The organism is Salinicoccus carnicancri Crm, from assembly GCF_000330705.1.
GTDB classification, from domain to species: Bacteria; Bacillota; Bacilli; order Staphylococcales; family Salinicoccaceae; genus Salinicoccus; species Salinicoccus carnicancri.
Genome location: NZ_ANAM01000008.1, coordinates 341,243 through 356,841 on the forward strand (window position 1 = coordinate 341,243; position 15,599 = coordinate 356,841).

A 15,599-nucleotide genomic window follows, 5' to 3' on the forward strand; every position below is an offset into this window, starting at 1 on the left:
CAGCATCCATTTACTGATGGTTACATAAATGCAGAGTCACCGGTCAATGCCCTGCCGATGACCAGCGCATTGATTTCATGCGTCCCTTCATAAGTGTATACGGCTTCGGCATCGGAGAAGAACCTGGCAATATCGTAATCTGCAAGTATGCCGTTCCCTCCTGTAATGCCACGGCCCATCGCGACGGACTCTCTCAGCCTCAAGGCGTTCATCATTTTTGCAGTGGATGTTGCGACTTCGTCGTATTGCCCGTTCTCCTGCATACGTGAAAGCTGTGCAGATAATGACATCGCATGTGCGAGGTTTCCCTGCATCATGGAGAGTTTTTCCTGGATGAGCTGATATTTGCTGATTTCCTTACCGAACTGCTTACGTTTTGTGACATATTCACGGGTTGCCCGCAGTGCGCCGGCCAATGCCCCCGTGGCCATGTGTGCAACACCGGAACGGGTAGAGTACAGTATTTTAGCCACATCTTTGAAGCTGTTGATGTTCTGCAGCCTGTCCTCTTCCTTCACAGCAATATTATTCAGACGGATATTTGCGTTTGGCACGCCCCTGAGCGCAATCTTATTCTTTATGATGTCAATATCGACACCTTCCTGTTCGGGACGGATGATGAAGCCCTTTGGTTTGCCGGTTTCAGCATCCACTGCAAATACAGGTATCACATCCGCAAGATTTGCGCCGCCGATCCATCTCTTTTCACCGTTCAGTATCCAGTGTCCATTACGGAATTCTGCACTCGTTTCCAGCCCCCCGGCTACATCAGACCCATGTTCCGGCTCGGTCAGGGCAAAACACGTTCTGAGCTCATGCGACTGCAGTTTTGGCAGGTAATAGGCCTGTTGCTCTTTGCTGCCGCCGAACAGGAAGGAATTGTGTCCGAGTCCCTGGTGCACACCGAGCAGAGTGACCAAAGAGACATCAAACCTGGCAATTGTATAGGACATGAAGAACTGGAACAGCTGGCTGGTCATCTTCGCCTTCCCGCGGCTCTCAAAAAGCAGTGGGTTGTTGAAATAGTCGAGCTTCCCCATCTCTTCAAAAAAACCCTCCGGTGCCGTTGCATTGATCCAATGTTCATTGATTGATTCCCTGTACTTGTCCTCAAGCAGATCATCAAGTTCCTTTAGAAACTTCACCTCCCCCTCCGTCAATCCATGTGATATGTTCAACAGGTCTTCAGGATATAAATTTTTCAGCATTTCTTCTTTCGCGGCCATATCATATCCCCCCCCATCATCTTTTTGACAGCGCTTTCAAATCATTCAATGGTTATCAACCGGCTTTCTCCACTTTTTCGTTCATCAGACGCTGCAATTCCAACCTGTCCGGCTTGGCTGTTGAATTTAATGGGATTTCATCCAATTTCAAATACATTCTCGGCACTTTGTATCCTGCCAGACGTTCTCGAACAAATCCATCTATTTTACTTTCAAAATCAGGGTCGGGCTCAGCCAGCACTACGACCGCTGACACAGATTCTCCGAATTCCGGGCTGTCATATCCGATTACAACGGTCTGTCTGATGAGCGGATGCTCTGATAATACCATTTCCACTTCGGACGGCAGCACATTTTCCCCGCCTGTAATGATCAGGTCCTTCTTGCGGTCGACGATGAACAAGTCCCCGTCTTCGTCTTTTTTGGCCAGGTCTCCTGTCAGGAAGTATCCATCTTCAAAAGACTGTTCCGTTATGTCAGGTTTGTTCCAGTATCCGGGGGTGACGTTTTTACCTTTCACTGCCAATTCCCCGATCTCTCCCGATCCGACTTCGTTAAAGTCTTCATTCAGGAGTTTCATATCAACATACATTACCGGCTTCCCGATACTCATCGGTTTTTTTAATGAATTTTGTGGAGTGTTGACCATGGTGAGCGGCGCTTCGGTCAGACCGTATCCATTGATCAGCGTATGACCCATGCTTTCGAATCTCTTCTGCACAGCCGGCAGCGGTGAAGAGCCGCCCTGTATGAGAAAATCGATATTTTTGAAACTGTTGATATCAAAATTATCGGCGGCAAGCATTCCGTAATACATTGTCGGGATCAGTATCAGATAGTTCGGCTGGTATTTTGCCATCAGATCATTCAATCCCCGGCCGTCATAATAACGGTGGAGAACCAGCGTCCCTCCTGCCATGATCAGAGGCAGAGCCGTGTCATTGAATCCGAGCACATGGAACATCGGTGTGGATATGATTGTGGAATGGGTCGAATTGATTTTATATGTCAGTGCTGTATTGATTACATTGTTCACGAACGACTCGTAGGTGAAAATGACCCCTTTCGGCAGTCCCGTCGTCCCGCTGGTATACATAAGGGATGCCAGATCATCACTTTCTACATCGACTGTCTCAAATGGCCGGTGGTGCGTGGGATTGGTAATTTCATCATACTCTCCTGAATCGATATCCATATGAAGCAGCTCATCAGAAACCATTTCGAGGCTTCCCTTATGCCTCGCCGCATAAAAAATAAGTTTTACGCCTGAATCGGCAATGATACTCTCTATTTCATCCGGTTTCAGACGCCAGTTGATCGGTAGATATACAGCCCCCATTTTAAACGAGGCAAAAAGCAGATCCAGTACTGCCACATCATTCGGTGCAAATATACCGACGACATCCCCGCGTCGTATCCCCTGGTCCTGCAGATGGTTCGCCAGGTTCTCGGCCCGGATATTCAAATCCTGATATGACCATTCCGTATCCTTTTGCGGGTCAATGACAGCCGGCTTAACTTCGTCATAATCCGCCCTTGTCCTGATCCAATCATAATTCATAGTTCTCTCCCCTTTATAATGATTATCATTGCCAATTGATTAGTATAATCCCCTTGTTTGTTACGTATGAGACCTTCATCAATTACTTTCAAATCATGTTTACACTGCAGGCTGGAACTTCAGATGCTATGATACATCCTTCGTTGGAAAATAACGTCTTGAATCTGACTGTTGCCGGACCCTGTTCACTATATGATGTTTCTAAAGAAACCGGAAGTTAAAACGCCCTTAAATGTAAGCCTTTTCATTTTAAATATATCATTCACAAAAAGTTATGTAAATTAATCGGTTTAACTTTTTACACTTATAATCAACTCAATTAACTCCGCTCAGAATAAAAAAATGGCTACGTGCAGGCACGTAACCATTTTGATGAATATATGAACGGACAGTGAGGGATTCGAACCCTCGATACGGGGTTGCCGTATACACGCGTTCCAGGCGTGCGCCTTCAGCCGCTCGGCCAACTGTCCATATTGGAATTAAAACAGAAGTGAGCTGCTCACTTCTGTTTGATGACCCGTACGGGACTCGAACCCGTGTTACCGCCGTGAAAGGGCGGTGTCTTAACCGCTTGACCAACGGGCCATATGGCTCCACAGGTAGGATTCGAACCTACGACCGATCGGTTAACAGCCGATAGCTCTACCACTGAGCTACTGTGGAATAAAATGGAGCGGGTGATCGGAATCGAACCGACGACATCAGCTTGGAAGGCTGGGGTTATACCATTTAACTACACCCGCATACAATATTTAATCAAGGGCGGATGATGGGGATCGAACCCACGAATGCCGGAGCCACAATCCGGTGCGTTAACCACTTCGCCACAACCGCCATAATATGGTTCAGGACGGAATCGAACCGCCGACACTGTGAGCTTCAATCACATGCTCTACCGACTGAGCTACTGAACCTTGTTATGTATAATTTAAAAATGGCGGTCCCGACGGGAATCGAACCCGCGATCTCCTGCGTGACAGGCAGGCATGTTAACCGCTACACCACGGGACCTCCATAAAATAAAAAAATTGCGGGAGGTGGATTCGAACCACCGACCTCCGGGTTATGAGCCCGACGAGCTTCCAGACTGCTCCATCCCGCGCTAATATTATTTATGCCGTTTTTCAACGTCTGATATATATATTATACGTTTTGTTAAATCTTTTCAAGTGGTTTTCATAACTTTATTGAGTCAAATTTACACTTTCTTCACACCTGTCATCAAATCCAGGACTATTCCGGACCGCGTTTTTTCAGTATGATAGTTCTTTTACTGTTCCCGGATGGAACTTTAACTTAACTGCCCATATAATGTAACGTACAGATGCAAATATGAAAAGGATGTTTTTATGAAGAAGAAGACCCTTGGAAAGAAGAAGTTGACCATTCCGGCCATAATACTGCTGCTGATTGTGACTGTGACGGTCTCTCTTGTAATGGAAGAGGACCCGGATGCGTCACGCTCTGAACCCGAAATCTCCGGAAATGAAGAGCCCCACGGCAGAGTCCAGGTCACCGTCGATGAATTCATCGACGGTGATACGACACGATTCAATTATGAAGGTGCAAGCCAAATTTTCAGGTATCTGATGATTGACACACCGGAGACAAGACATTCCAGACACAAAGAAGAACCGTTCGCCAGAGAAGCGGCAGAACGGGCCCGTGAACTGCTTGAAAATGCAGAAAAGATCGAAGTGGAATTTGATTCGGGACCCGCTGCGGATGATTACGGCCGATATTTGGTCTATGTGTATGCAGATGATGAAATGATCAATAAAGTACTTGTAAGGGAAGGCTTGGCAGAAGTGAAATATGTCAATCCCCCAAATGATACCCACGCTGATCTGCTTTATGAAGCGCAGGAGGAGGCACAGTCGGAAAATTTGGGTATCTGGTCTCTAAGTAATTAAAAAATGAGCGTTCCCTTCCATTATGAAGAGAGACACTCATTTTATTGGTGGGTTTCGGTCAAATCTGTCTCATCAGACGTTGTGGGTGGAATCCAGTCCTGGGACCATTGCTCAATATCTCTTAAGACAGGTTCAAGAGAACGCCCTTTGTCTGTAAGTGAATATTCGATTATGACAGGAGTTTCGGGGTATACGTCTCTTTTGACAAGACCCTCCCGCTCCATATCTTTAAGTCTGTCGGAAAGTACCTTGCCACTTACACCGACGGCTGACTGTATAGCGCCGAATCGCTGCGGTGCGTCAAGCATCTGGTAGATGACCAGCGCCGTCCATCTCTGGCTGAGTAATGAAACAGCTTTTTCAAACCTTGGACAAAGTGCCGATTGTTTCATTTCTTATCACTTCCTTCCAACATATTGTATCATAACAACCAATTAATTAAAAGATATTAAATCCCTTTACATAATTAATTAATTATTATATACTTAGTTACATAAAGTAATTAATTAAAATCAATGGAGGACACAAAGATGAATTTTCATACACCACCTGCTGTACATGTAGAACACGTAAAGTTGAACGTCTCCAATCTGGAGCATTCAATTGAATTTTATACAAAGACATTGGGTTTTTCCCTATTGGACAAAAATGACCAGTCTGCAAGCCTGACCGCAGATGGAGAAACGAGCTTAATTTCTCTCCACCAGCCGGAAAATGCCAAACCAAAAGGCAGAACTTCAGGATTGTACCATTTCGCGATTCTGCTACCGGAGCGTTCAGACCTTGCTGCGATCACTTTACAGCTTGCCCATAAGAACATCCGTTTCGGATCTGCCGACCACCTGGTCAGCGAGGCTCTCTATCTGAACGACCCTGATGGAAACGGCATTGAAATATATATTGACCGTCCGGCCGAAGAATGGAGCTGGAAAAACGGACGTGTTGACATGACGACCGACCCGCTGGATTTCGAAGACTTATTGAAATCATTCGATCCCAATACACAATGGGACGGCATGCCGGCAGGCACTGTGATGGGCCACCTTCACCTGCATGTGGGAAACATCGGTGATGCAGTCAAGTTCTACACAGACGGTCTCGGCCTTGAAATCGTCTGCGACCTCGCCGGCCAGGCGATGTTCATGTCCACAGAAAAATACCACCACCATATCGCAGTGAATATATGGAATGGAATCGGCGCCCCTGCTCCGGATGAAAACAGCGTCGGCCTCAATCATTATGTTCTTAGATACCCTGATGAGACTTCAAGGGATACTGCAGTTTCAAGACTTGAAGAAACCGGATTTAATGTCACACGAGAAGATGGCAGGATATTTTCCGCCGATCCTTCAGGAAGCCGCGTGGAACTTGCCTTTTAAATTTATATATGCAGTCAAAAAAGCTATCCTCAACAGGATAGCTTTTTTATCATGCTCTTACCAATTTTCGGTTATTGCTGTTAAAATGGCAGGAGATAAGAAAACAATGAAATGCAGGAGGCAGACATGAAACTACGTCCGTTAGAAGAAAGAGACCTTGAATTCATCCATGAACTCGCCAATGATTACTCATTGATGTCATATTGGTTCGAAGAACCCTATAATTCATTGGAGAAATTGAAAGAACACTACCGGAACAACACTTCCGGAGAATCTGCAAGAAGATTCGTTGTCATGAATGAACTGGACAAGGTTGGAATCGTGGATCTTGACTATATCGACTTTATCCACCGCCATTGCGAAATCATGCTGATCATCAAGCCCGAGTTCAGTGGAAACGGCTTCGCAAAATTCGCATTCAAAGAGGCGACTAAATATGCTTTCGAAGTGTTGAACATGCACAAAGTGTATTTGTATGTAGATGTTGAAAACGAAAAAGCAGTGGGAATATACAAAAAACAAGGGTTTAAAAATGAGGGTGTCCTCAGAGAACACTTTTATGCAAAAGGAAAGTACAAAGATGCTGCATTCATGTCCATATTGAAGCATGAATGGCTGAAAGAAAGAGCGGAAGGACGATAAAATCCCAAACGTTCGTCTATTTCAGACCAATCCCCTGAAAGAGGTTCGTCTATTATTTTATAAAGGCTGTGCCACATTATATGGAAACATTCAGAGTTACTGTCGCCCCATCATTGGATGAATATCTTTCACTTATAAACTAAGACACAAAGACTATTTTAAGCGCTTGACCTTCTTCACCTGATTCGGAAAAATTTCATTCCCGTTCAGCATCAAGTGTCCACGGCCCTCTTCCTTGGCCTTCTGTATCGCTTCCTTCAGGCTCTCAACTGTGTGGATATTGGTATAGATGGTCTGCCGCAGCCGGTTCTTATATATTATTCTGAATTTCTTTATAGTAATCCCCCCTCAAAATCCCTCTATCTATAATTTTAATATTATGTAAAGAAATTATCAAATCATTAAACCGTTAAAATGAAAAAGACCCGTAAACACATGGTTTACGGGTCGAAACGGAGATGGAGGGATTTGAACCCTCGCGCCGGGAAAACCGACCTACACCCTTAGCAGGGGCGCCTCTTCAGCCACTTGAGTACATCTCCATGGCTCCACAGGTAGGATTCGAACCTACGACCGATCGGTTAACAGCCGATAGCTCTACCACTGAGCTACTGTGGAACAATGTTATTTTTTCAATCGAACATTTACAATTATATCTATTCCCACAGAGTTTTTCAAGCGTTTCAGGCCATGTTTTATGTTAAAATTTACACCCCTCCCCTTGATTGCAGGCCGTTTATATAATTTATATAGGAGTGGTATATTGTTTCATGGATCTGGGCGGATTCACCTCTTCCGAGTGCCGGATACTGGAAGTGCATCCCCATCTCTTTCTTCTGGTACTTTTCCTTCTGCTGATTGAACCGATAATGCAGTTTAAGTGCATTCAGGTACTGGTTGTTGAATGATGAATAGGAAATATCCACTTCGAGTTCTTCATTATTGGAGAATTGTATGCGTGTCATGCCATTATTGTCCCAGTAGGCCTGGATATGCTTTATATTGAACCAGTTGTTCTCCTGGACCCTGTCTGAGTTTGTGCAGAAATATATGTATGCTCCAAACAAATCCACAATCACCGGAATTTTACTTGTGATATTCGTCAGGGATTTTGTAAGGTCTTTTCTGGCGATGTAGTTCTGAGAATGGTTCCGGCAGTTCCTTTCTATCACTTTGTTGGGAGTGAGCTGGCACCTGCGGCTGTCCCCATAGGTTTCCCCCACCCTGCTCTCAATACTGCCATCATTGTTGACTGAAACGATGTACATCGTTTCTTCATGTATCTGATATTGGAGTCTGTTCATGCTGTTCCCCCTTATCTAAATATTCTAAATACATGATACCATATGTTAACTCATTTGTTAACAATAATATGGTTTAATTGAATTATTTGTTAATAAAAGTCAAATAGTGTAATATTACATTAATAAATAGTCTAAATATTCAAAACTCTGTTTGACCTGACCAGAAACGTGTTATATAATTTGTAACAACCATTTAGATGAAGGGGGAATAGGGATGAATAAACAAGTATACCCGGTTAATCAGTTGCGAGTCTTCATCAACACGATCAATGACCTTTCTGCTGAACTCCTGTTACAAGAAGCGATGGATGAATACAATCGTAAATCATACAATGATAGGATTGAAGAAGCTCTCTTGGAAAAAGACGAGGAAAAGTTCATTAAATACACCACTCTGCTAAAGGAATTGACTGATGAAGATACAGAAGATGATGAATGACGATAAAAAAAGCTGACTTTACCTGTACTGAGTACATAGCGTAAAGTCAGCTTATTTATGTTATACGATAAGTTCCAGCAGCTCTTCACGGGTGATTCGGCCCAGATAATGGGAAATGTCCACATCTTCCAATGCTTCCGCAATTTTTCCCCTGTCATGCTCCACTCCGATCAGCCTTTCTTCTATGACATCAATTTCACCGACACCAAAGAAATCACCGAAAATTTTTGCGTGCTCTATCCGGCCTTTCTTTACATCCAGCCTGATATCCAACAGCCCTGCCGGAAACTTATGGGATACATTGAAGTTATATTTTGGATTTTTACCATAATTCCAGTCCCATGTCTGGTATTTCTCTTCAGAAAGCTTATTGATTTTCTTCCAGTCTTCGTCAGTGAGTACATATTCTTCTATATGGTCGTCACCGCCGAAAATATACCTCAGTATTTTACGCTTGAATTCCTCTATATCAATTTTCTCATCCAGAAAATCATTGATATTCCCGACACGGCCCCTGACGGATTTTACTCCTTTGGATTCAATCTTTTTGGGGTTTACTTTGAGTGCATTCTGCACCTCTGAAACATCACTGTCGAGCATGAGCGTACCGTGTGAAAACATCCTGCCCCTCTGGCTGAACATAGCATTACCCGATACTTTCTTCCCATCAATTTCCAGATCGTTTCTGCCCGACAGCTCTGCCGGTATGCCCATATCATTAAGCGCATCGACGATCGGCTGCGTGAATTTGCTGAAATTATGGAAACTGTTTCCGTCATCCTCTGTAATAAAACTGAAATTCAGATTCCCTTCGTCATGATACACTGCTCCACCGCCCGAGACACGCCTTACCACTTTGATGTCGTTCTCCCTGATGTATGATTCATTGATTTCTTCTATGGTGTTCTGGTTTTTACCAATGATGATCGAAGGCTGATTCACATAGAACAGGAAATAGGAATCATCAGTCGGTATTTCACGGAGGACATACTCCTCCATGGCAAGGTTGATCATTGGATCAGTAATATTTTTGTTTGATATAAACTTCATTTTTCCCCTCCTCAAAAAAATGACCGGATATTATTATAATAACATTCCGGCCTCAAGATTCCATTTATTTGGTTATGCTTTCCACAGCTGCCTTTGCCTGACTGACACAATCCGGCAGACCCACACCATGATGGGATGCCCCTGTAAGGACGATGCCCGGGTAGTGCTCCGTCATATACTTCCGGACTGCATCCACTCTGGATTTGTGCCCCACTTTATACTGCGGCATGGAGCGCTTCATCTTCGTAACGATTGTGAACTCGGGTTCACCTTCAAGATCCATGATCTTATCCAGGTCCTTCCTTGCCAGGCTGGCGATTTCACTCTCACTTTTCTCATGGACGATGAAATCTCCCGGTCGGCCGACATAGGCCCTGAGGAGCGCCTTCCCTGATGGAGTGGAGTGCTTCCATTTCTTGCTTGTCCATGTACATGCTGTAATGGAAGTATCCATCCTCCGTGATACGACGAAGCCTGTGCCGTCGATATCATTTTTCACCTGATGCTGATCAAATGCCATGACGACTGTCGCCACACTGGTTGCTTCCATATGTTTGAAATACTCAAGGGGCAGGTCGTCGAACCATCTCTTGTACTGGAAATGGGGGGTAGTGATGATTATGCGGTCGTACTCTTTCACCCCACCATCCACCTGCACCGCATATGTTTCACCATTTTTGGTGATGGCTTCCACATCACTCCCAAAATGAACATTGACCCCGCTTTCAATATTCACTTTCAGAAGACGGTCGATGAAAGACTGGAGACCGTTCCTGAACTGCAGGAACTGGCCTACTTTCCTGCCTTTGGGCTTGTCCGATGAAGCCGGCTTCTCCGCAATGGCACCTTTGATGAGACTGCCATACTTCTCCTCTCTCTCTTTGAAGTAAGGAAAGGTGGACATCAGGCTCAACTCATCGATGTTTGTCGCATATATCCCCGAAAGGAGCGGCTCTATCATATTTTCGAGAACATCATCCCCGAGCCTTCTTCTGAAGAAGCTTCCCACAGATACATCCGTATACAGAGGTGTGGGTTTCTTGAAGAGATCAAGTCCGGCGGCGAGCTTTCCGGTGGCTGAGACCAGATCGGTGGTAAGGAACGGGCCGAGCTCCGTCGGCACACCGAGCACAGAACCTTTTGGCAATGCGGATAATTTATTGTTCGAATATATATAGGACTGCCCGGTTGAATTCCTTACCAGGTCATCCCCCATGCCGATTTCTTCAGCCAGTTCGGTCATTATCGTCTTTCTTGCCAAATAGGATTCCGGGCCGAGCTCGATGGTATAGCCGTGCCTCTGGTGCGTCCTGATCTTACCGCCGGCCCGGCTGTCTTTCTCAAACAGGTCTATTTCCAGATCACTGTGCTTTGAGAGGTAGAATGCCGCTGAAAGTCCGGTAATACCTGCTCCGATTATGGCTACTTTCTTCACTTTGATCAGCCTTCTTTACTACAATTTGTTAATTTCGTTGATCATCGCCTGTATGAAGCGGTCATCCGTATTCGGCATTGCAGGGCGGTGGTATCCCGCCCCCACTTCATCACACACTACTTTACACTCATAGTCATTATCATACAGTACCTCAAGATGTTCACACACAAAGCCAACCGGCAGGTAGATGAAATGACTGTAGCCGCGGGATTCATGAAGGTTTCTGGTCAGATCCTGGACATCCGGGCCAAGCCACGGGTCCGGTGTGTTGCCTTCAGACTGCCAGCCGATATGCACGTTCTGGAGGTCCGCATGCTTTCTGATAAGCTCCGCAGTAGCTTCCAGCTGGGCCGGATACGGATCGTTGTGCTCTTTGATTTTTTCTGGAAGACTGTGTGCACTTACAATGACTGCTGTATCCTGCAATTCCGCTTCAGGTATTTCCATGAGAGAAGATTTCACGGCTTCTGTCCAGAAATCGATGAAGGGCTCCTGCTCATAGAATGATTGAACAGACTTGATGCTGATGCCATATTTTTCCCCCTCAGCCTTCGCCCGTTCATTGTAGGTGCCTACTGAAAACTCGGAATAATGCGGTGCCAGTACAACGGAAACCGCTTCTTTGATACCATGATCGCTCATGGATTCGACCGCATCCTCTATGAACGGGTCGATATGCTTGAGTCCGATGAACAGTTCATATTCGACTTCGTTTTGCGATGCGTTCAATTTATTGACGAGCGCTTCCGCCTGCCGTTTGGTGGTATCTGCAAGCGGAGAGATGCCCCCGATTGCTTCATAACGGTCTTTCAGATCCTGAAGTGCTTCCTCTGAGGGTTTTCTCCCGTGTCTGATATGTGTGTAATACGGTTCAATGTCTTCCTCTTTGTAGGGCGTACCATACGCCATCACCAATAGTCCCTTTTTCACTGCCATTCCAAATCACTTTCCTTTGCTGTACTCATGTACAAATGTAGTCAGTCGTTTCAATGTTTCCGGCTCGACTTCGGGGAATACCCCGTGCCCCAGATTGAAGATGTGGCCATCGTTCCCGCCCTGGTCAAGGATTTCTTTCGCCCTTTGTTCAATGACTTCCCAGTCGGCGAGAAGCAGTGCCGGATCCAGATTACCCTGGAGGGCTTTTGCCACGCCCATTTCACGTGCTTCACTGATGGAGGTTCTCCAATCGAGGCCCATCACATCCATGTCCAGCTTATTCCACTCCGGGATAAGATGGGATGCACCGATACCGAAGACGATGACTGGCACTCCCATATCCCTGATACTGTCGATTATCTGGTTCATGTAAGGCGCAAGGTAATGTGCATAGTCCGCTTTGTTCAATGCACCGCCCCAGGAATCGAATATCTGGATAAGTCCCGCACCCGATTCAACCTGTGCCCTGAGATAGCGGATGCTCATTTCAGCCAGTTTTTCCATGAGTCTGAACCACGTATCGGGCTGATTATACATCATTGATTTAGTTTTATGATAGTTCTTTGTCGGCCCGCCTTCAATCATGTAGCTTGCCACCGTAAACGGCGCCCCGCAGAAACCGATCAAGGGAACATTCAATTTCTCTTTGGTCAATATTTCGATCGTCTTATAGACATAGTCAAGATCTTTATACGGATCAAGCTCACCAAGTTTCTCCACATCACTGATGTGGCGGATAGGATTATGGATTACAGGACCAACTCCCGCCTTTATCTCCACGTCTATACCGATGGGAGCCAGCGGGGAAACAATATCCTTGTACAGCACTGCAGCGTCAACGTTATAATTTTCGACAGGGGTCGCTGTCAAGTATGCAGTCAGCTCCGGCTGATGCGTAATTTCCATAAGGGAATATTTCTCTTTGACTTTATTGTACTCCGGCTGGCTGCGTCCAACCTGTCTCATGAACCAGACAGGAGTGTAATCCGTCTTTTCCCCTCTTGCCGCTTTGATGATAGTATCATTGAACAATGTATTTTCCTCCAATATTCTATATATCACTCAATATTCTAACATACTGTTGATAATAATTATTAATTACATGCATAATGTCAAAAAATCGATTTATTTGGTTTGCGTTTAGTGAAAGTTGATTTAAGGTATGTATATACCAAGACTATTTAAGAGGTGAACATAATGGAACTACATTTGACAACAGGAACACTGAGGTATTTGAAAGACATCAAACACGAACATCCGGAAGTCCATATCGGTGCAATGGGCCAGGATGCCATCCTTTTTTATGAAGATGACAACAATGATTCATTTTTCACTTCACGCCACACCTACGATATCAAACATTCAAAAGGGGAACTTGATGATGAAAATGCCACGTCGGCGCATTTCATTCCCATACCCGACAACAAAAAGGGAACGATGCACGGACACCTTTCCGACCTGGTGGCAGCATTAGAGACTGCAAACGGGGTAATGGCCTACAGAACAGGGGAGGCCGTAAACGATGAGTCTTTTGTCGTCATGATCCAATGGGCACAAGCATCCACATACAGCGATTTCAAACATACAGATGTATATCACTCATACCTGAGCAGCGAGGTATTGAAAAAATTCCGTACAGCGGAGTCACTATTCCACCAATCCATCTCCGCAAAGTTCTTCCTGCCGCTTAAGGACAATGATGAACAGGCCGAAGACTCTGAAGACGGATTTTAAGCGACTGATGACATCAGTCGCTTAATTCCTGTTCTTTTTTATATACAGCTCTGCTGAACACTCTGTTTGTCAAGTATCCCCATAGCGGGAAGACAAAGGCGATGTAGGCAAACCCCGGATGGACGATGGCAAAAATGATGCCGAAGACCAGCGTTACGGCGAATACCGCCTTGTGTGAGAATGTAACATAGCTTTTCTGGATGAAGGAGCGGTCGACCGGCCACACTTTCGGCCAGAGCAGATAGGCCTGGGCCGAATAGATCTGGGACATCTGAAGCACTATGACATATATCCCGAACAGACCTGTGACGATGGAAACGTAGAGGTTGCCCATCCATACCATCACGATGCCGAAGAGTATGATGAGCCTCAGTATGATCATCGGCAGGTCATGGTCCCTGGCAAACGTTCTGTAGAAAAGGAACTCATACATCTTCTCCTTGCCGAACGACATACCCGCCGGCTTCCACAGTAGCGGGTCCAGGTATTTCCTTCTTTTAAACTGCTTGTCGATATGGTTCACATTGGTGAACATGGAGACATTTCTGTAATACCGGTTGAGTTGCACTTCCTCATGTTCTATATATGCATTCCAGTCGAAAGCGGGGTGCTCACGCCCCTTTACGTATCTGTCCGCCGCCAAAAGGAATACCAATGATAATATCAGCCATACCGGGTGCTGCAGCACGAGTATCAGACTGAGTACATCCATTACAAAGAGGATGACGGTCATTAAAGAAATGGAAATTCCGGTATTGATGACGCGCTTCCTTACATGGAAGTTGACAGTGTAATGGATGAGCGCCAGGAGCAGGAACAGCATTATTCCAATCGCCCCATGCCCGACTGTCAGGAGGAGCAGGGCAATCACTGCAGCCGTGACGGCTTTTGAAATACCGAGCATGAGCGAATACCGGCCGGCATTTTTAAGATAGGTTCCCATATGTGTTTCATACGGCAGCAGAAAGATGCCGTCTGCAGGCTTCAGGAGCGAACGGTACCCGGGCAGCAGGAACAGGGCTACCACGGCAGAAGCAATCAAATCCAGCCATACTGATGGTTCCAGTGTCTGGAGTATCCCGAGCAGCGAATAAATGAATACGCCGCCGGCGATGGTGAGGAATATCAGAAAATGGCTGTTGAATATGAATTTACCGTAGTAGCTGCGGCGCCTTATATCTTCATTCACCCTCGGTCTGAATAGATTATCGGGCATCGGCGGAGGTACCTCCTGTAATCTTCAGATAAACCTCATCAAGAGAGGCAGCTGCCATATCAAGGGAAATGCGGAGTTCCTCGAGAGTGCCGTCCGCAACCATACGTCCGCTGTCGATGATTGCAAAACGGTCGCAGTATTTTTCCGCCGTGGCCAGTATATGTGTACTCATCAGTATAGAGCGCCCGGCGTCCCTCTCCCTGACCATCAGGTCGATGAGCGAATCTATGCCTAATGGGTCAAGACCTAGAAACGGTTCATCGATGATGTACAGGTCCGGCCGGGCCAGAAATGCACAGACCAACATCACTTTCTGCTTCATACCCTTGGAGAAATGAGTAGGAAACATATTGATCTTCGAATCCAGCCTGAATATTCCAAGCAGTTCCCCCGCCCGTTCCAGTGCATCCTCTTCCTCTATACCGTATGCCATGGCGGTCATCAGTATATGTTCTTTGAGTGTCAGTTCCTCATATAGTACAGGGGTTTCCGGTATATATGCGAGGCGCTTCCTGTAGTTTTCGGCATCTTCACTGATTGTGGTGCCGGCCACACGGATTTCACCCGAATGCGGCCGCAACAGGCCCAGTATATGCTTGATGGTTGTACTCTTCCCTGCACCGTTCAGGCCTATGAGCCCGACGATTTCCCCTTTTTTTATATCAAGGGAGACATCATGTATGACAGGTGTCTTCGAGTACCCACCCGTCAGATGTTCTATTTTCAGTACCATAACCGACTTCCTTTTATTTGTAATCATT

The 15,599-nt window shown here is 45.7% G+C and carries 15 protein-coding genes and 10 tRNA genes; 5 read left to right on the top strand and 20 right to left on the bottom strand.

What is annotated here, in order from left to right; all coding sequences use genetic code 11:
• Nucleotides 1-20: 20 nt before the first annotated feature.
• From fadE to C792_RS0109380, 10 genes are all read right to left on the bottom strand, one after another.
• Nucleotides 21-1,226 carry an acyl-CoA dehydrogenase FadE gene (gene fadE / locus C792_RS0109335; protein WP_017549211.1) on the bottom strand — a complete coding sequence of 402 codons (1,206 nt, stop codon included), beginning with the start codon at nt 1,224-1,226 and terminating at the stop codon, nt 21-23.
• 55 nt (nt 1,227-1,281) lie between these two features.
• Nucleotides 1,282-2,787 (bottom strand): long-chain-fatty-acid--CoA ligase FadD, encoded by a 1,506-nt coding sequence (gene fadD / locus C792_RS0109340; protein WP_017549212.1) that lies wholly within the window; start codon nt 2,785-2,787, stop codon nt 1,282-1,284.
• A gap of 385 nt (nt 2,788-3,172) precedes the next feature.
• Nucleotides 3,173-3,260, bottom strand: a tRNA-Ser gene (locus C792_RS0109345).
• Nucleotides 3,261-3,303: 43 nt separating this feature from the next.
• Nucleotides 3,304-3,375, bottom strand: a tRNA-Glu gene (locus tag C792_RS0109350).
• A gap of 3 nt (nt 3,376-3,378) precedes the next feature.
• Nucleotides 3,379-3,453, bottom strand: a tRNA-Asn gene (locus C792_RS0109355).
• 6 nt (nt 3,454-3,459) lie between these two features.
• Nucleotides 3,460-3,533, bottom strand: a tRNA-Gly gene (locus C792_RS0109360).
• 18 nt (nt 3,534-3,551) lie between these two features.
• A tRNA-His gene (locus C792_RS0109365) sits at nt 3,552-3,624 on the bottom strand.
• A 7-nt stretch (nt 3,625-3,631) separates the two neighbouring features.
• A tRNA-Phe gene (locus C792_RS0109370) sits at nt 3,632-3,704 on the bottom strand.
• Nucleotides 3,705-3,725: 21 nt separating this feature from the next.
• Nucleotides 3,726-3,801, bottom strand: a tRNA-Asp gene (locus C792_RS0109375).
• A gap of 17 nt (nt 3,802-3,818) precedes the next feature.
• A tRNA-Met gene (locus C792_RS0109380) sits at nt 3,819-3,892 on the bottom strand.
• Nucleotides 3,893-4,139: 247 nt separating this feature from the next.
• Between C792_RS0109380 and C792_RS14440 the strand changes: the two genes are divergently transcribed.
• Complete coding sequence (locus tag C792_RS14440; protein WP_017549213.1) at nt 4,140-4,703, top strand: thermonuclease family protein; 564 nt, start codon at nt 4,140-4,142, stop codon at nt 4,701-4,703.
• Between the two features lie 41 nt (nt 4,704-4,744).
• Here the strand turns inward: C792_RS14440 and C792_RS0109390 are convergent, their stop codons facing one another.
• Nucleotides 4,745-5,095: a winged helix-turn-helix transcriptional regulator gene (locus C792_RS0109390; protein ID WP_017549214.1), complete on the bottom strand. Its 351-nt coding sequence runs from the start codon at nt 5,093-5,095 to the stop codon at nt 4,745-4,747.
• 138 nt (nt 5,096-5,233) lie between these two features.
• Between C792_RS0109390 and C792_RS0109395 the strand changes: the two genes are divergently transcribed.
• Both C792_RS0109395 and C792_RS0109400 read left to right on the top strand, forming a co-directional pair.
• Nucleotides 5,234-6,082 carry a VOC family protein gene (locus C792_RS0109395; protein ID WP_017549215.1) on the top strand — a complete coding sequence of 283 codons (849 nt, stop codon included), beginning with the start codon at nt 5,234-5,236 and terminating at the stop codon, nt 6,080-6,082.
• Between the two features lie 126 nt (nt 6,083-6,208).
• Nucleotides 6,209-6,724 carry a GNAT family N-acetyltransferase gene (locus C792_RS0109400; protein WP_017549216.1) on the top strand — a complete coding sequence of 172 codons (516 nt, stop codon included), beginning with the start codon at nt 6,209-6,211 and terminating at the stop codon, nt 6,722-6,724.
• A gap of 453 nt (nt 6,725-7,177) precedes the next feature.
• Here the strand turns inward: C792_RS0109400 and C792_RS0109405 are convergent.
• From C792_RS0109405 to C792_RS0109415, 3 genes are all read right to left on the bottom strand, one after another.
• Nucleotides 7,178-7,266 (bottom strand) — tRNA-Ser (locus tag C792_RS0109405).
• A 1-nt stretch (nt 7,267) separates the two neighbouring features.
• A tRNA-Asn gene (locus tag C792_RS0109410) sits at nt 7,268-7,342 on the bottom strand.
• An 89-nt stretch (nt 7,343-7,431) separates the two neighbouring features.
• On the bottom strand, nt 7,432-8,028 hold the full coding sequence (locus tag C792_RS0109415) for a competence protein ComK (protein WP_017549217.1): 597 nt from the start codon (nt 8,026-8,028) through the stop codon (nt 7,432-7,434).
• Between the two features lie 214 nt (nt 8,029-8,242).
• On the opposite strand from C792_RS0109415, the gene C792_RS0109420 reads away from it, so the two are divergent.
• On the top strand, nt 8,243-8,467 hold the full coding sequence (locus C792_RS0109420; RefSeq protein ID WP_017549218.1) for a hypothetical protein: 225 nt from the start codon (nt 8,243-8,245) through the stop codon (nt 8,465-8,467).
• A 60-nt stretch (nt 8,468-8,527) separates the two neighbouring features.
• Here C792_RS0109420 and lplA read toward each other — a convergent pair whose 3' ends face one another.
• From lplA to hemE, 4 genes are all read right to left on the bottom strand, one after another.
• Nucleotides 8,528-9,517, bottom strand: coding sequence for a lipoate--protein ligase (gene lplA / locus C792_RS0109425; RefSeq protein ID WP_017549219.1), 990 nt, complete (start codon nt 9,515-9,517; stop codon nt 8,528-8,530).
• A gap of 64 nt (nt 9,518-9,581) precedes the next feature.
• Entirely contained in the window at nt 9,582-10,952 is a 1,371-nt protein-coding gene (gene hemY, locus C792_RS0109430; RefSeq protein ID WP_017549220.1) for a protoporphyrinogen oxidase, read from the bottom strand.
• Between the two features lie 18 nt (nt 10,953-10,970).
• Entirely contained in the window at nt 10,971-11,888 is a 918-nt protein-coding gene (gene hemH, locus C792_RS0109435; protein WP_017549221.1) for a ferrochelatase, read from the bottom strand.
• A 6-nt stretch (nt 11,889-11,894) separates the two neighbouring features.
• The gene (gene hemE / locus C792_RS0109440; protein WP_017549222.1) at nt 11,895-12,920 is read right to left on the bottom strand and encodes a uroporphyrinogen decarboxylase; all 1,026 of its coding nucleotides are present in this window, start codon (nt 12,918-12,920) and stop codon (nt 11,895-11,897) included.
• 165 nt (nt 12,921-13,085) lie between these two features.
• Between hemE and C792_RS0109445 the strand changes: the two genes are divergently transcribed.
• Complete coding sequence (locus C792_RS0109445; RefSeq protein ID WP_017549223.1) at nt 13,086-13,622, top strand: hypothetical protein; 537 nt, start codon at nt 13,086-13,088, stop codon at nt 13,620-13,622.
• Nucleotides 13,623-13,635: 13 nt separating this feature from the next.
• Here C792_RS0109445 and C792_RS0109450 read toward each other — a convergent pair whose 3' ends face one another.
• The gene (locus C792_RS0109450) at nt 13,636-14,838 is read right to left on the bottom strand and encodes an ABC transporter permease (protein WP_017549224.1); all 1,203 of its coding nucleotides are present in this window, start codon (nt 14,836-14,838) and stop codon (nt 13,636-13,638) included.
• Nucleotides 14,828-15,571, bottom strand: coding sequence for an ABC transporter ATP-binding protein (locus C792_RS0109455; protein WP_017549225.1), 744 nt, complete (start codon nt 15,569-15,571; stop codon nt 14,828-14,830). Before C792_RS0109455 ends, C792_RS0109450 begins: the two co-directional genes overlap by 11 nt.
• Nucleotides 15,572-15,599 lie beyond the last annotated feature (28 nt).

Coding starts and splice junctions, on each gene's coding strand:
- C792_RS0109420 (WP_017549218.1), top strand. CDS start 8,243: ATGAATAAACAAGTATACCCGGTTAATCAGTTGCGAGTCTTCATCAAC.
- C792_RS0109395 (WP_017549215.1), top strand. CDS start 5,234: ATGAATTTTCATACACCACCTGCTGTACATGTAGAACACGTAAAGTTG.
- C792_RS0109445 (WP_017549223.1), top strand. CDS start 13,086: ATGGAACTACATTTGACAACAGGAACACTGAGGTATTTGAAAGACATC.
- lplA (WP_017549219.1), bottom strand. CDS start 9,517: ATGAAGTTTATATCAAACAAAAATATTACTGATCCAATGATCAACCTT.
- C792_RS0109390 (WP_017549214.1), bottom strand. CDS start 5,095: ATGAAACAATCGGCACTTTGTCCAAGGTTTGAAAAAGCTGTTTCATTA.
- fadD (WP_017549212.1), bottom strand. CDS start 2,787: ATGAATTATGATTGGATCAGGACAAGGGCGGATTATGACGAAGTTAAG.
- C792_RS14440 (WP_017549213.1), top strand. CDS start 4,140: ATGAAGAAGAAGACCCTTGGAAAGAAGAAGTTGACCATTCCGGCCATA.
- fadE (WP_017549211.1), bottom strand. CDS start 1,226: ATGGCCGCGAAAGAAGAAATGCTGAAAAATTTATATCCTGAAGACCTG.
- C792_RS0109455 (WP_017549225.1), bottom strand. CDS start 15,571: ATGGTACTGAAAATAGAACATCTGACGGGTGGGTACTCGAAGACACCT.
- C792_RS0109415 (WP_017549217.1), bottom strand. CDS start 8,028: ATGAACAGACTCCAATATCAGATACATGAAGAAACGATGTACATCGTT.
- hemH (WP_017549221.1), bottom strand. CDS start 11,888: ATGGCAGTGAAAAAGGGACTATTGGTGATGGCGTATGGTACGCCCTAC.
- C792_RS0109450 (WP_017549224.1), bottom strand. CDS start 14,838: ATGCCCGATAATCTATTCAGACCGAGGGTGAATGAAGATATAAGGCGC.
- C792_RS0109400 (WP_017549216.1), top strand. CDS start 6,209: ATGAAACTACGTCCGTTAGAAGAAAGAGACCTTGAATTCATCCATGAA.